This is a genomic window from Maribellus sp. YY47, from assembly GCF_023111095.1.
Taxonomy (GTDB): domain Bacteria; phylum Bacteroidota; class Bacteroidia; order Bacteroidales; family Prolixibacteraceae; genus Draconibacterium.
Window position 1 is genome coordinate 67,686 of sequence record NZ_JALGYW010000003.1, and the last position, 15,259, is coordinate 82,944.

Consider the following 15,259-nt stretch of genomic DNA (forward strand, 5'->3'; position numbering starts at 1 on the left):
AATTCTATCAGAATTGGGGTACAGATTGCTTGATTAAGAAAACTTTCAAGATTGATTTAAATGCATGTAAGTAATACTGGGTCGTCAATCGAAATGAGTATTAATTTTTAGTGTGGCATTTTATAATACAGATCATAAATGTTCAGAAAACATTAAGGATACTCGCAAAATTTCGTATCAGACTAAAAAAGCTAAAAAACGGAAGATATGAAGAATACAATAAAAATAATCCTTATAGTCGTTGCTTGTCTATCGGTTAAAGTTGCCTCTGCTCAATTTCGTATTGGAATTACAGGAGGTGTTGGCGGAGCGACTCAGTCTGCTATTGGAAATGTTTACGATAATGATGACGTGCTAATAGGTTTTAACACAGGACTATTTGCAAGGAATTATTTTGCTGAAAACTTCTCATTAAAGACAAGTCTATTATATGCAGCAAAAGGCAGAACTTTTAATATTAAACAAAATGGTGAATTTTCCGAGCAAAAGAATAAGCTAAGCTACTTGGTGATTCCTTTTGAAGTAGAACATTATATACCGTTGGAAAAAGACAAGCTATTCGTTGGAGCGGGACCATATACAGGTATATTATTATATGCCAATCAGAAACTGAATGGCATCCGAACTAAGATAAATGACGAAATAGATGATTTCGATTTTGGATTAACTTTCGAAATGGGTTATAGTACAATAATATTTTCAAAAACAGAATTACAATTATCAATCAGCTATGATATGGGTTTGAGTAAAATTGCTGATTATGATAATGATTTCCGAAATAAGAGTTTGGTTTTTAATGTTGGTATTTTGTTATAAGCCATTTTTTGATGATTTACAGTAAAAGCTAATTATGAAATATACAGATAATAGGAATGATAAAACCTAAGGTTGTAAAAATGCTTTCGAGTATGGAAACTTTTTAATCAAGATGAAATTAATTCAGTCTTTGGAATAAGAAGATCATTGATTTTAATGTAAGGATGGAATGTTTTGATCGCATTTGATTGAGGATTGAGACGTATATAAATACCCCAATATTTAAATAGCATACAGTAGTGTTTGGAATCGGGATAAGAGTGACCCCCTGTTATAAAATCATCATTGGAATGGATACAGGGGGTATTTTTGAACGTAGATTCTGCAAAATTAAACGGCTTGGTTATAAAATAATCGAACCATTCTAATTATTTGTACGGCAATTTACACGATGTAGCACAGATATTTTTAAAAAATAACTCTCTAGGCAATGCAAGAACATAGTAGGATTACGATTAGAGTAAGAGGTTTAAAAAGAACGATTCGGGTGTCACCGAAAATACTTTTTGTGTTAGTAATTATTATAGGTCTAAACATGTTTCCTATACAAACTTATGCTAGAAAAACAGACGAGAGTCGACCCAAAATTGCTTTAGTTTTAAGTGGCGGAGGAGCGAAAGGTTTTGCTCATATTGGAGTTTTGAAGGTTTTAGAAGAAGAAGGTATTCCTATAGATATTATTGTTGGGACAAGCATGGGAAGTTTGATTGGAGGAATTTACGCATTAGGTTATAACGCTGACGAGATTGAGAAACTGGTAAAAGCTCAAAACTGGGAACAGTTACTTTCTGATAAAGTTGAAAGACAAAAGCTATCGTTCAATGAACAACAGTTAAAACAAAGGTATTTGTTTAGTCTTTCGTTTTCCGATATAAAATCGGTGGGCTTACCACAGGGAATAATAAGAGGACAAAATGTAATGAACTTATTTTGTGGACTATCCGGTAATTTCGATCCAGATACTGATTTTAGCAAATTGCCTATTTCATATGCTTGTGTTGCAGCAGATATGGAAACAGGTGAAGAGGTAATAATGAAGAATGGATTTCTCCCTACCGCATTATTTGCAAGTATGGCCATCCCCGGAGTATTTCAACCTATAAGTCGTGATGGATTACTTTTGGTTGATGGAGGTATTGTAAACAATTTTCCGACGGATGTGGCTAAGGAAATGGGAGCTGACATCATTATTGGCGTTGATCTTCGAGGAGACTTTAAATCTCAGGATCAGCTTAATTCAATTGATGAAATAGCCAGTCAAATTATTGGGTTCATGGGCAAGGAAAAGAATGCAGTGAATAAAAGCTTATGTGATATTTCTATTCGACCAAATATAACTGGGTACTCTGTTGGAAGCTTCTCAGGAGATGCGGCTGATACATTAATTTTAAGAGGAGAAGAAGCTACGAGAAACGTTATAGAGCAAATTCACACTTTAAAAAAGGAATATAATCTAAAACCCCGAGAATACAATAGGCAGTTTGTAGTTATAAGCAAATGGTTGGTTTCAGAAGTAAAGTTCCATAGCGATTGCTTTCTTAACGAGACTTTTCTAATGGATAAGCTTAATATGGATATTCCAGGAGACTATTCTTACGAGCAAATAAAAGATGCAATCGACCATCTGTATGGTTATGGCGGCTTTGAACTCATTTATTTCTATTTGACAGATAGTGAAAACGGTAAAATTTTGCACTTAAATATTAATCCACAAAAAGAATTTGTGCAGCGTATCGGTTTTAAGGTGAATACTAATGATGCTGCAGCAATCCAACTTAATTTTACTAGGAAGAATTTTGAAAAACCCTTTGACTATCTGTCAGCTAGTATTGAATTGTCTGCAAATCCTGGGGGAAATATTGTAGCGGAAACGAATCGAGGTGATTTTCCCAGGCTGGGAATTGAATTGAAAGGAAAATATCAAGAATATAGTATTTACGAAGAAGGAAAGAAGCTGTATAGTGCGGATTTCTTTTATACGGCACTCGATTGTTATATCTACAAATCGTTTTTGAATACGCTTAATCTTGGAGTCGGTATTCAGGAAGAGTATTTTGATGGTGATGTATTTTCAAGGAATAGCAGTTCTTTAATCTCCTCTATTGAAACCAATGAATTAATAACTGCGACTTACGCGTATTTTACTTTTGATGATTGGGATGATTTTTATTTTCCCAGCAAGGGTACTCGCCTAGATGTGCGGGTTTCGGCATATACAAAAACTAAAAATTTTAGTCGAATGCATCCTGCTTTACTGTTTAAGTTAAATAAAATTATTCCGCTTAAGCAAAATGTGGCTGTCCTTTTTGATTACTATAGTCGAATGCACCTAACCGAAGATTTTCCTCTTTTGAAAACCACGTTTGTAGGAGGTGAATCTTATTCGCAATATTTTGATTATCATCTACCTTTTGTTGGTCTTCCACCTGTGACTGTTGGCGATCGTTATGTAAATATTGCATTGTTGGGTGTTCGCACAAGGATAAACAAAAACCAGTATGTTTCACTGCTATATAATATGATGGCACAGGGTGAAGATATTAATAGCTTAGATGACTTTGAAACTACAGGAGGAGGAGGCATAAAATATTCTATAAAAACAGTAATAGGGCCTATTGATATAGAAGTTGGATACGCACAAAAATATGAGAAGCCAACATTTTCAGCAAATGTTGGACTTTGGTTTTGAAAGTCTAAAAACCTGACATTATGTTTAAGTCAAAAATCAAAATATTAAGAGATTCATCTGGTGTTGTTTTACTTAAAAACAATTTCGCGAAAAAGAACATTTTAGTTGAATCACCCATTATAATCCTCTCATTAATCAATGTTGCGATATTACTTTTTCACTTTATCGACATACTTAACACGCCGATTCCGCTTAATAGTGAAGAAACACAGTACTGGCTCTGGTCGAAACATCTCGATTGGTCTTACTATTCAAAACCGCCTCTTATTGCGTGGATGAATTATTTGTCGACAATGGTGCTCGGAGATACAGTTATCGGTATCAGGATTAATTCTCTGATAGTAGGATTTATATTACCGTTTATCAATTATCTGCTGGCAAAGCATTTGTTTAAGGATAAAAGAATAGCTTTCTGGTCAACAATAGTTCTCTTTGTATTGCCTCACTACAACTACATATATAAAGTTTTTACTACAGATGCCCTTCTTTTGTTGTTTTGGTCAGCCAATATGCTGTTTTGTCTATATGCGTTTCAACGGAACAAATTAAAATACTGGATATTTTCAGGGATTACCTTAGGATTAGGAATTATCAGTAAATATGTGATGATACTATGGATTCCTATTTGGTTGTTGATTGCGAGATCGCAAAAAAAGAACTTGCTGAAAATGCGAGAGTTTTATATTACACTGGTTATCGCTTCTTTAATTTGTTTACCTGTTTTATTATGGAATGTATCTCAGGATTTTGTAGGAGCTAAACATATATTTGGCCTGGCAGGTGCCTATAAATCGCATGGGAACTGGCAACGTTCCATCGAACGGATTTTCGAATTTTTAGGTGGACAGTTGCTCTGTGTATCCCCCTTTTTCCTCCCTGCATTGGCTAAATTATACAGGAGCTGGAAAAATAAGGAACTTGGCAAACACCACAATGCGGTTACATATTTATTGTTGCCGTTGCTATTTGTTTGGGGATTTTTCTTGATTCTTTCTATTCAAAAAAATGAAATTAACTGGACATTCTTTGCCTTCTCTTCATTACCAATTTTAATCGCTTACTCAATCGTTAATTATTTTAATACAAAACAAGGCATGTTTTATATCGGAATTACCTCCTTATTAGTTTTTCTGGTTATGCAACCTAAAATTTTTGATAAAATGGGCTTAACAGCATTGTATTCCCCTTCTATTGATATGTATAGCAAACAGGCTGGACTAGACAAGCTTGGCGAAAGTGTAACCAACATACTAAATAAAACGGATTCAGCCCCAATTTTTATTTTCAGCGATAGTTACCAGATGGCATCCTCTTTGGCTTTTTATGTTAATGGAAATCCCCAAACATACTGTGTAAATGTGGGACGGAGAATGAATCAGTTTGATCTCTGGCCCGGAATAGAACAGTTTGAAAATAAAGGGTATGATGCTATATATGTAACTAAAAAGCCACTTCCAGCAGCAATAGTTAATTCTGCCGATAGTATCCGGTTAATTAAAACTCAGGAACGAATTTACAGGAGTGTGGATGTGGGCAGAAAGATTAACATCTATTACCTGAAGCATTTTAATGCTATTGCCGAAATAGATCCGAAGCAGTTTTAGAATGACTGATTATTGCTGTCAGCATTTCTTTCTTGCTATGAAAGAAAATAGTTAACGCGAATTTTGTTCACAAAGTCATGAAAATATAATAGAACAATGTATAAACAGGATATTAAAATTAATTCAGACCTCATATGGAATCTGCTATCAGATGTAAATGCTTTAAGTATTGAGGAAATAGAAGAGCTTACCGGCTATAACGAAAAGTTCATTTACATGGCGCTGGGATGGCTATTAAAAGAAAACAAGATACTTCTTACAGAAAAACATGGTATTCTGTATGTTGAATCATTGAAAAGTGACTACTCTGAAATGTATTTTTAAATGAGATACTTAATGACATCAGTTTAATATTTGTGGGGAAGGACAGAGAGAAGCCTTTACCGGTTTTCAGGAAATTTTGGATTTTCTGTTTAACCGGTAAGGCTAATGTCCTACTGCTCTAAAATATTTTTATAATTTTTAAACTAAAAGCCATGATGACATTGCTAATACGAAATATTACAGATTTAAAATACCATATAGGAATGCGACTAGAAAACATAAATCAATCCAGGCGAATACATCATACTCCGGAAGTAATCGTAGCGGTTTTGGATTTACTACATGATAAATACTTTACTAAAAAAGAGTTGTGCAGGATGGTGAGCCAATTTGCTCGCAAAGATAAGGACTACTTACAAATTGATGAAAATGCTGGTTGGAGCATGGTATTTTTTTAATGTCGAAGCATGGAAGCATAAAGAGCCTAAATTATCACTAAAGCATAGTAAATCAGGGTATAAAGACAGAAAAACAGAAAAACAACAAAATTTTGATTAGTTATGAAAAGTTTAGTTCAAAATCTCATTCCCGAAGTGATCAATCAGGCAATCTCAAATAAAACAGTTAGAAAACTGGCTGTTCGACAACTGGACAAAAAAATCCACGATTCAATCTTAGAAGACAATTCTCTTCTTTTTGAAGAAGAGAAACTGGATCGCTATTATTTTGTTAGCAACGTGGTTAAACAGGTCAGTAATTGTATTGACAAAGGTTATATTAGTAAGAATGTAGCCCGCAGAATGCTTAAGGTATTTATGAGCGATTCGTTTAAAGTTAACAGGGAAGCTCACCTGACCGATGTAAAATGTGAATATAAGGAAAAATATAACGAATATCCGCCCAAGTTCCTGGTACTCTCCCCGGAAAAAGCCTGCAATCTTGAATGTGTAGGGTGTTATGCTTCCTGTACGCCTGGAAAGGGAACCCATCTTGATTTTACGTTGACACAACGAATCGTTCGGGAAGCACACGACATACTTGGAAGCCGATTTATTACTATCAGTGGTGGCGAACCCCTTATGTACAGCAGTCAGGGAAAAACTATACTGGATATTTTTGAGGAATTCAGCGATATGTTTTTCCTGATGTACACCAACGGTACATTAATCAATAAGCAAATTGCGTCCAGGCTCGCCGAATTAGGTAATGTGGTACCCTTAATTTCGGTAGAAGGTTATGAAAAAGAAACGGATGAACGACGGGGAAAAGGAGTGCATAAAAAAATTAGAGAGGCTATGTCCAATCTTCGTGAGGTTGGAGTGCCCTTTGGAATTTCGGTAACAGCTACAACTAAAAATTACGAAATCCTCCTTACTGATGATTTCTACAAATACTATTTTGATGAAATGGGGGCTACTCATATGTGGCAGTTTCAGCTGATGCCCATCGGTAAGGGGAAAGATGTGATGGAACTGATGATAACTCCGCAACAACGGGTTGAATTTTATAAAAAGGGGGAATATGTAACACGGGAATTACGGTATCCAATGGCAGATTTCTGGAACTCGTCTTCGCTTTGTACCGGATGTATTGCCTATGGTAGATGGAATGGATATTTCTATATTGATTTCGACGGGAAAGTGGCACCTTGTGTGTTTGTTCCGTATTACGTAGATAAAATACAGGATATTTACGACAATGGTGGAAATCTGGCTGATGCCATTCAATCTCAATTCTTCAAGAATGGAAGAAATTGGCAAAGAGAGAGAGGATTCGACCAGAAAGAACACAAGGGCGACTATCTGATGATACCTTGTTCCATCCGCGACAATTATGCAAATTTTAGAAAAAATATCCTCACCCCTGAAGCAAAAGGGATAGATCGGGAAGCTAAGGAATCTCTACACGACAAAGAATACAAGAAGATCATGATCGATTATGGGCAGGAGCTCGATGAACTGACTAAGAAAATCTATGATAGAAAATACCGGAAATCTCTGGCCATGCATACCACGAAATAACACAATTGCTGGATAAGTCAGGCCATTAGATAAACCCGGAATATGTGTTATCATTTTAAGAAGAGTAAAGCGTATTCCGGCATTAAACATGGAGCAGTTAAATTTTCACGGCGAATAAATTCTATCCAATTTGGGTTTAGGGTAACCGGCAGACTGTCTTGTTCATTTTTAGTACACTTGTGTACAACGTTTATTAAAGGCTGAATCCAATTTGTATTTACTCGCCTAACATTTCAATACTATAGTGACGAACATAAAGGAAAGCTATGAAAAGAACAACAAAAAGGGATAGGAAAACTATAGAAACATCATATATCGTGCAGGATTATAGATTAATAGATATACCCGAAGATTTAATTGAGGTTATGAATACTTTCCTGAAAACGGAGAATCTGTACATGGCAGCAACAAGAGTAATCCGAACAAGGCTTGAAAATCTAAACGATGATTTTACGTATAATAGGCAACATAATCCAATTCATCAGATACGAACAAGAGTTAAATCTCCCCTAAGCATTATAGAAAAATTAGTTAGAAGAGGATATGAACCCACCATTCGTTCAGCAAGACTCTATCTTACTGATATTGCTGGCGTACGTGTTATCTGTTCGTATATCGAGGATATCTATCTTATAGCCAGCCTACTTACGTCTGACGAGGATATAAAAGTTGTCCGCATATCGGACTATATTAAAGAACCCAAATCGAATGGCTATCGCAGTTATCATTTAATTGTGGCGATTCCTGTTTTTCTTTCAACAGGGATAGAATATGTGAATGTTGAGATTCAGCTTAGAACCATCGCGATGGATTTTTGGGCGTCTTTGGAACACCATTTGAATTATAAACAGGTTAGCAGGAAAAACCAAAAAATTGCGCAAGAATTAAAAGATTGCGCCCAAATTATTGCCGAGACTGATTTGCGGATGCAACGCCTCTATAATCAGTCGAAATTTGAAGAATGAACAAGGATACATGTGAAATATTTAACTTATGATAAAATCAATCAGGCTATAAAACAGATAAAATAAGAAAGATGAATATTCGGAATAAAGAGAGAACAGGAAATCTCATAAGCATCCAGGACTCGCTGGTTAAAGTCCGCTTTAAAGATGATGTGATTATGGGAGAAACGGCCGAAATTTCGGTGGAAGGTAAACTTCTGCAAGGCGAAGTACTGCAGATTAGCCCCGACTTTAAAAATCCGGGCTGCGGCATCGCCGAGATGCAGGTTTTTGAGGACTTAACCGGTGCGAGAATTGGCGATTCAGTCGAATTTAAAGGCACTCCTTTGTCGGTATTGGTTGGCCCGGGTTTGCTCACCAGTATTTGGGACGGGCTGCAAAATCCACTCTACAAACTTAGTGAACAGGATCCGTACCTGCGACCGGGTATGCATGCTCCGGCGCTGGACGAAACAAAGCTGTGGGATTTCACCCCCGCCGTTTCGGTGGGCGATGTGCTCAAAGGTGGCGATACGATTGGCTCGGTTCCCGAAGGACATTTCGAGCATAAAATATTGGTACCGTTCGGAATTAAAAAATGTACCGTCAACGAAATAATCGGTCAAAAATCAGTCAATATCACTGAAGTGGTGGCGATTGTGACCGATGAGAATAATCAAAAACAGGAATTGAAACTGGCTTTCCGCCATCCGGTGAAGCAGCCGATTCCATTTAAAGAGCGTTCTATCCCACGAAAAACCATCTCGACAGGTGTGCGGGTAATCGACCTGTTAGCGCCGGTTAGTTACGGGGGTACTGTGGGAAACCCGGGACCGTTCGGAGCCGGAAAAACAGTGATGCAACACACGCTGTGTAAATACGCTATTGCCGATGTGATTATCATGGCAGCTTGTGGTGAACGTGCCGGTGAAGCCGTGGAAGTATTCAAAGATTTTGCCGAGCTGGAAGATCCATCAACTGGCGAATCGCTGATGAACCGGATGTGTATTTTCGGAAATACCAGTTCCATGCCTGTAGCTGCGCGTGAGGCCAGTGTGTTTATTGCGCTGACTGTTGGCGAATACTACCGCTACCAGGGCTACAACGTCATTCTGTTGGCCGACTCTACGTCGAGATGGGCGCAGGCGCTCCGCGAGCGTAGCGGACGGCAGGGCGATATTCCAGGCCCCGAAGCCTTCCCAATGGATATTCCGGACCAAATTAAAGGGATGTATCAACGTGCCGGTGCCGACAGTGGCTCGGGTGGTTCATTGACTTTTATCGGAACCGTGTCGCCGGCAGGTGGTAACTTCCAGGAGCCGGTAACACAGGCAACCATGGATGCAACCGGTGGTTTCTGGGGCTTGTCCCAGGATCGTGCCGATGCGAAAAAATACCCGGCCATTGATCCATTGGCTTACACGACTTCGGTTTACGATAGCTTCATTCCGTGGAAAGACCGGGAACAAATCCTGTCGACCCTGCACGAGGCCAATGGTATCGATCAAACAATCAGCACCATCGGGTTGAAAAAAGTGCCGATTGAGAAGTACATCCTGTTTCAAAAAGGACAAACCATCGACTTCTGTGTCTTGCAGCAAAATGCTTTCCACGATCTGGATGCCTGTACGCGTCCGGAACGTTTGAATGTGATTAACGAAGCGGTTCAAAAGCTGATTAACAGTGAAATTGCCATTCCTGATCCGAATATGGACGACGATGAACTGAAGGAAGTGATCCGTGCGAAATTTGATGAGCTTCGGCAATGGTGGCGCGATTGGAACATGAGCGCCGAAACCGAAGAGCAAATCGCTGCGCTACCAAGCCATATTGACCAATTTGTATTTGAAGGAGAACCTGTTTTATGATTAAAAAAGAGATAAACAGAATCAGCGAAGTCGGGAAAGCACTGATCTCGGTAGAAGGGAATCCAGGCGTAGCGCTTAACCACGTGGTCGAGTTGCTCGACACTGATACCAACCAAAGTCTTTCGTTCGCGAAAGCTATTAACATTAGCGAAAATTCAACACGCTTCCAGGTATTTAACGGTACCGGGGGCCTTTCAACAAAAACCAAGCTTCGCATGCACGAAGTGCCGCTCACGGCTGGTTTTTCATACAACATGCTGGGCCGTACCTTCGACGGTATTGGCCAGGTAGCCGACAATGGTCCGGAAGTTATTTTCGAAAAACAACTGGAAACCAGTTTGGATACCCTGAACCCAACCGTACGTTTGGTGCCTAAGCAACCGCTTTGGACGGGGATTCCGATGATCGACGTGTTTAATACGCTGGTGAAGTCGCAGAAGATTCCAATTTTCGCTTCGCCAACAGAGCCGTACAACCGCTTGTTGTCGCAAATTGCGATGGGAGCACAGGCCGACGTGATCATCTTTGCCGGTATTGGGTTGAAATTCGACGAGTACCACTACTTCAAAGATCAGTTGTCGCAATCGGGAAATATCGACAAAACCATCATGTTTGTTCACCTGGCGGGTGAGTCGCAGATTAAAGGTTTGACGTTGCCGGATGTAGCCCTGAGTGTGGCCCGCGAATTTGCCGACCAGGGAAAAGATGCGCTGGTGCTGTTGACCGACATGACCAACTGGTCGAACATTCTGCGGAATGTGGCCAACTACCAGGATATGATTCCATCGCTGCAAGGTTACCCGGGGTCGCTTTACTCCGAACTGGCTCGTCGTTACGAGGTGGCTGCCGATATTGAGGGCGCCGGTTCCATTACCATTATTGGGGCTACCACGCTCGAGTCGCTGGAAGATCCTGTGCCGGATAACACCGGTTATATTACCGAAGGACAGTTCTTCCTGGAAAACGGAAAACTGAAGCTGGCTCGTTCGCTGTCGCGCTTGAAGCAACAGGTGAATGGCAATACCCGTAGTGACCACCGTCCGATTATGACCGCCATGGCCTCTTTGCTGGCCGATGCAGAGAAAGCGTATGAAGCCGCCGAAGTAGGTGCCGCCAACGATGCCTTCTCGCAAAAGTTGCTCGCTTATCGCAGTGATTTTATTGCGAACATGGAAGAGCCCTTTGGAGACCCACTTGAATTGGATGCCGCTTTAGACCGGTGTTGGGAAATTCTGAAAAGACATTTCGAACCAACCGAAACCGGGTTGAGTAAAAAGTTGATCGAGGAGTATTGGGACAATCAAAACTAAAAACAAAGAGTTATGAATAATCATAAAGAAAACCTGGAGAATATTGTTTCGAAGCTGAAGCAGGACGGTATTCAGGCCGGCGAAGCTGAAAAGCAACGCATTATAGAAGACGCTAAAAAGCAAGCTGAAGTTCTTCTGGCGGAGGCCCGCAAACAAGCGAAAGATATTATTGACGAGGCCAAAGCAAAAACGGAGCAGTTGGGAAACAACGCCCGCACCGCTCTGGCACAGGCTTCGCGCGATATCACCGAAGCCACAAAAGTGGCGATCATCAAACATCTGCAGTCGGTGTTTGGCGAGCAAGGTAAAAATCTGTTCACACAGAAAGAATACATGGAGGTATTGCTAAAAACGACTCTGGAGAGTATTTCCGGTCAGAAAAAAGTAACTGTACCTGAGCCTATTATGAAGGATATGCAGGAATTCCTGATCAGTGAGTCGCTGAACAAGGAAGTAGAGCTGAAACCGTTGGCAGGATCGCATCCCACCATCATTATTGAACCAACCGGGAATAACGGGCTGCAGTTTGTACTGAGCTCGGATGATGTGGAGAAAGGCCTGTTCTCGCTGGTTAACAAGGATCTTGTAAAACGAATTACTCAAACCACGGAGAATTAGCCTATGTCGAATATGGTATACCTACTTTGCAGTTTACCATCATTGAATTTCGCACAGGTGCCACCCATTTCGTTTGACGAGTTCTACCAGGATTCAGAGAAACAGCTGTCGAAGAAAGATTTTGGCATGCTGGAAACGGTAGATCTCCGGAAAATGGACTCTGATGAACACGGTAAATTGAAACACTTTGCCCGCCTTTATGCTGATTTGCTCGGCGACATGACGGAACTGAGAACGGCCAAAACGGAGAAACGTCCGGTGCGGCTGGCTCATTTGCCCAAATCGCTGGCCGACGGGAATCCGCTGGAACGCGAAAAGCAAATCATGCGCTGGCAATGGGATAGACTGGATGATCTGGAAGCAGGGAACACATTTTCCCTGGTGAATGTACTCGTTTACAAACTGAAACTGCAGATTCTGCATCGTCTTCAGTCGATGGAGACGGAAAGCGGGAAACAAGTTTTTGAATCGGTGATAAACGATGCCAAAAGGAAAGGTTAAAAAATGGCAGGAATAAAAATTAAATACACCAAAACCGAGCGGGCAAAGCAAAAGAAGATTCTGAAGGTTTCGCAACGGATGCTGCCGCTTTTCGAAGCGATGGAGAAATCGTTGATGTCGACGATTAATACCATTGCTGAGCGGATTGACGACATTCGGCAAACCATCGAGAAGAACCGGGAAGCTTCCAAATCCTGGCTCGCTGTGATGGGCGACTCCTGGGGATCGCTGGCGGAGTTTATTTCGGTGAATGAAGTGATCACGAAGCCTGTGGATGTAGCGGGTGTTCGGGTGCAACAGTTCGAGCGTGTCGATTTCAATATCGTGGAACCCTCGGCCAACACGCCGCTTTGGGTCGACGACGCCATTGAGCTGGTAGCCGAGCAGCTGCAACTGGAGGCCGAAATTAAATGCTTGCTGGATCAGATTGAGCTGCTCGAGGAAGAACTGCTCGATGTTCGTGCCCGGGTGAAACTGTTTGAAAACCGGCGCATTCCGAACGCGAAAATCGCGATCCGAAAAATCGGGCAAAAACTGCAGGATGATGATCGCCTGACGATCGCGACCGCCAAAGTTGTAAAAACAGATAAACAAATGGAGGTGGCGTATGATTACTAAAATGAAAAAACTGTTGCTCTTTATGGCAGGCCCGGATGGAGAGGTGGATGCCAATCTTTCTGTTTTAGGGCAACTGGGGGTGCTGCATGTCACACCGTTTCAAACGCCCAAAGATAGTTCTATTGAGCGCGTTGATGCCCGGATTGGGCAGCTGAGAAAAGCAATTTCAATTCTGGATAAGGATGACGATCAACAATCGGCCTCGGCTGATTTTGTGGATTACCGAACCATCGACCGGGGCGAAATTGTGCTGATGGACAAGGTTCTCGAACTGGATAAAAAATGTGCTCAACTTGAAAAACGCAAGGCCGAACTAAATGCAGCCTTGGCGAGTTACGCCAATTGGGGGCAGGTTTCGGCCGGCGACATCGACGAACTTCGTCAAGCCGGGGTATTTGTGAAACTCTACCTGCTTAGCGAACAGGAATTAAAAAATATCAACAAACGCGATGATATTCATATTGTTGGCAAAATAAACAATTTGACGCAGGCAGTGCTGGTATCTACCGACAGCGATAACCGGTTAAATTGTACGGAAGTCTCGCTGCCGCAGGCGGAATTGCATGAACTACGGTCGGACTTGGCAAAAGCGATAGACGGGCACCGGGAATGCGAAAACCAGTTAACGCAACTTTGCGCCCAAAAAAGCTTGTTGCAGGAAGCGCTCGATGAACGCATCCGGCGCCTTAACGTTCGAAATATTCAATATAGTGGCGTTTCGATCGACAAGCAGCTACGTTGCTGGAAAGGTTTTATCCCTGAAGATGCCGTTGAAAAGCTTATCAAGGAAGCCGAAAAGAATAGCTGGGGCTACATTATTGAAGAGCCCTCAGCCGAGGAAACAGATGAAGTGCCAACGCTTCTGCGCACATCACGATGGGTTGAACGTATCCGCCCGGTGATGAATTTCATGGGGCTTGTACCGGGTTACAAAGAGCTGGATGTGTCGCTGGTGTTTATGATTTTCTTCACCTTTTTCACCGGGATTCTTGTTGGCGATGCCGGCTACGGGCTTATCTTCCTGGTAATTACCTTTTTTGTACATCGAAAAACGGGCTTTGCCAGGAAAACCGAATTCCAGTTAATGTACACACTTTCAGCATCCATTCTTTTTTGGGGAATCCTTACCGGAACCTATTTTGGCGCTGAATCGATCGCCAACATTTCGTTCCTGAATAAATTGAAGGTTGAAAAACTGGCCAGCTTTGGGGGCGATAATGTATTTGTGCAGAAATTTATGTTCCTGGTTGGCGCCATTCATCTAACCATTGGGCATTTGCAAGTGGCCTGGCGATATAGTAACAGTGTGAAAGCCATGGGCCAGCAGGGCTGGGTTGCCATTATCTGGGGCTTATATCTGGTTGTCAATCAAATGCTCCTGGGCATTGCAGCCCCGGGAATAATGAGTTGGCTGTTTATTGGCGGCATCTTGCTCGTTGGCTTATTTTCGAACCCGGGAGCCAGCTTTTTGAAAGGCATGCTCTCCTCGCTGGGAAATTTGCCGCTGAGTATCATCAACGGATTCTCCGATATTATCTCTTATATCCGGCTCTATGCCGTCGGTCTTTCCACCGTTTTAATGGCTTCCAGCTTCAATCAGATGGCTATCGGCGACGGCATTACCACGCTGGTTTCCGGAATTGGTGCCGCTTTGATCCTGTTTTTGGGACACGGCTTGAACATGGTTTTGGCTGCCATGGCGGTTTTGGTCCATGGGGTGCGCCTAAATATGCTTGAATATGCAGGGCACGCGGGAGTCGAATTTTCAGGAAATGAATACAAACCCTTCAAACTAACAAAACAATAAACAGTAAAATTGATTAAACAACAATGGCTTCAAACAACAACTTCAACGGCTAAAACAGGCACGTTACCGCTTTACGAAGTCGTAAAGCACCGATTTGTAAGCAATCTTTTTAACCGGGAAACAACTCAAAAATAGCGAAAATAAAATGGCTATTAATTTTCAAGAGCGTTCAAGTGTTTCACAAAAGACAACAAATTAT

13 protein-coding genes are annotated in these 15,259 nt (G+C 41.2%); all 13 read left to right on the top strand.

The features are described 5' to 3' along the window. The first annotated feature begins 207 nt into the window (after positions 1 to 207). Entirely contained in the window at positions 208 to 816 is a 609-nt protein-coding gene (locus MR764_RS03105; protein ID WP_247977930.1) for a porin family protein, read from the top strand. Between the two features lie 508 nt (positions 817 to 1,324). Then, positions 1,325 to 3,505 (top strand): patatin-like phospholipase family protein, encoded by a 2,181-nt coding sequence (locus MR764_RS03110; RefSeq protein ID WP_247977931.1) that lies wholly within the window; start codon positions 1,325 to 1,327, stop codon positions 3,503 to 3,505. 20 nt (positions 3,506 to 3,525) lie between these two features. After that, positions 3,526 to 5,109 (top strand): glycosyltransferase family 39 protein, encoded by a 1,584-nt coding sequence (locus MR764_RS03115; RefSeq protein WP_247977932.1) that lies wholly within the window; start codon positions 3,526 to 3,528, stop codon positions 5,107 to 5,109. A gap of 96 nt (positions 5,110 to 5,205) precedes the next feature. After that, entirely contained in the window at positions 5,206 to 5,433 is a 228-nt protein-coding gene (locus MR764_RS03120; RefSeq protein WP_247977933.1) for a winged helix-turn-helix domain-containing protein, read from the top strand. 152 nt (positions 5,434 to 5,585) lie between these two features. After that, positions 5,586 to 5,831, top strand: coding sequence for a hypothetical protein (locus tag MR764_RS03125; RefSeq protein WP_247977934.1), 246 nt, complete (start codon positions 5,586 to 5,588; stop codon positions 5,829 to 5,831). 102 nt (positions 5,832 to 5,933) lie between these two features. Beyond that, on the top strand, positions 5,934 to 7,394 hold the full coding sequence (locus MR764_RS03130; protein ID WP_247977935.1) for a radical SAM/SPASM domain-containing protein: 1,461 nt from the start codon (positions 5,934 to 5,936) through the stop codon (positions 7,392 to 7,394). Between the two features lie 266 nt (positions 7,395 to 7,660). Beyond that, positions 7,661 to 8,359 (top strand): GTP pyrophosphokinase family protein, encoded by a 699-nt coding sequence (locus tag MR764_RS03135; RefSeq protein ID WP_247977936.1) that lies wholly within the window; start codon positions 7,661 to 7,663, stop codon positions 8,357 to 8,359. Positions 8,360 to 8,430: 71 nt separating this feature from the next. Then, entirely contained in the window at positions 8,431 to 10,206 is a 1,776-nt protein-coding gene (locus tag MR764_RS03140; RefSeq protein ID WP_247977937.1) for a V-type ATP synthase subunit A, read from the top strand. After that, positions 10,203 to 11,516, top strand: coding sequence for a V-type ATP synthase subunit B (locus tag MR764_RS03145; protein WP_247977938.1), 1,314 nt, complete (start codon positions 10,203 to 10,205; stop codon positions 11,514 to 11,516). The genes MR764_RS03140 and MR764_RS03145 overlap by 4 nt, the downstream gene beginning before the upstream one ends. A 12-nt stretch (positions 11,517 to 11,528) precedes the next feature. Beyond that, the gene (locus tag MR764_RS03150; protein WP_247977939.1) at positions 11,529 to 12,134 is read left to right on the top strand and encodes a hypothetical protein; all 606 of its coding nucleotides are present in this window, start codon (positions 11,529 to 11,531) and stop codon (positions 12,132 to 12,134) included. A 12-nt stretch (positions 12,135 to 12,146) separates the two neighbouring features. Beyond that, positions 12,147 to 12,635, top strand: coding sequence for a DUF2764 family protein (locus tag MR764_RS03155; protein ID WP_247977940.1), 489 nt, complete (start codon positions 12,147 to 12,149; stop codon positions 12,633 to 12,635). A 3-nt stretch (positions 12,636 to 12,638) separates the two neighbouring features. Then, complete coding sequence (locus MR764_RS03160) at positions 12,639 to 13,253, top strand: V-type ATP synthase subunit D (RefSeq protein WP_247977941.1); 615 nt, start codon at positions 12,639 to 12,641, stop codon at positions 13,251 to 13,253. Between the two features lies 1 nt (position 13,254). Continuing rightward, positions 13,255 to 15,060, top strand: a complete 1,806-nt coding sequence (locus MR764_RS03165; protein WP_247977942.1) for a hypothetical protein — start codon at positions 13,255 to 13,257, stop codon at positions 15,058 to 15,060. Positions 15,061 to 15,259: the final 199 nt, after the last annotated feature.

Coding starts and splice junctions, on each gene's coding strand:
- MR764_RS03135 (WP_247977936.1), top strand. CDS start 7,661: ATGAAAAGAACAACAAAAAGGGATAGGAAAACTATAGAAACATCATAT.
- MR764_RS03115 (WP_247977932.1), top strand. CDS start 3,526: ATGTTTAAGTCAAAAATCAAAATATTAAGAGATTCATCTGGTGTTGTT.
- MR764_RS03165 (WP_247977942.1), top strand. CDS start 13,255: ATGAAAAAACTGTTGCTCTTTATGGCAGGCCCGGATGGAGAGGTGGAT.
- MR764_RS03140 (WP_247977937.1), top strand. CDS start 8,431: ATGAATATTCGGAATAAAGAGAGAACAGGAAATCTCATAAGCATCCAG.
- MR764_RS03155 (WP_247977940.1), top strand. CDS start 12,147: ATGGTATACCTACTTTGCAGTTTACCATCATTGAATTTCGCACAGGTG.
- MR764_RS03145 (WP_247977938.1), top strand. CDS start 10,203: ATGATTAAAAAAGAGATAAACAGAATCAGCGAAGTCGGGAAAGCACTG.
- MR764_RS03125 (WP_247977934.1), top strand. CDS start 5,586: ATGATGACATTGCTAATACGAAATATTACAGATTTAAAATACCATATA.
- MR764_RS03130 (WP_247977935.1), top strand. CDS start 5,934: ATGAAAAGTTTAGTTCAAAATCTCATTCCCGAAGTGATCAATCAGGCA.
- MR764_RS03105 (WP_247977930.1), top strand. CDS start 208: ATGAAGAATACAATAAAAATAATCCTTATAGTCGTTGCTTGTCTATCG.
- MR764_RS03160 (WP_247977941.1), top strand. CDS start 12,639: ATGGCAGGAATAAAAATTAAATACACCAAAACCGAGCGGGCAAAGCAA.
- MR764_RS03150 (WP_247977939.1), top strand. CDS start 11,529: ATGAATAATCATAAAGAAAACCTGGAGAATATTGTTTCGAAGCTGAAG.
- MR764_RS03120 (WP_247977933.1), top strand. CDS start 5,206: ATGTATAAACAGGATATTAAAATTAATTCAGACCTCATATGGAATCTG.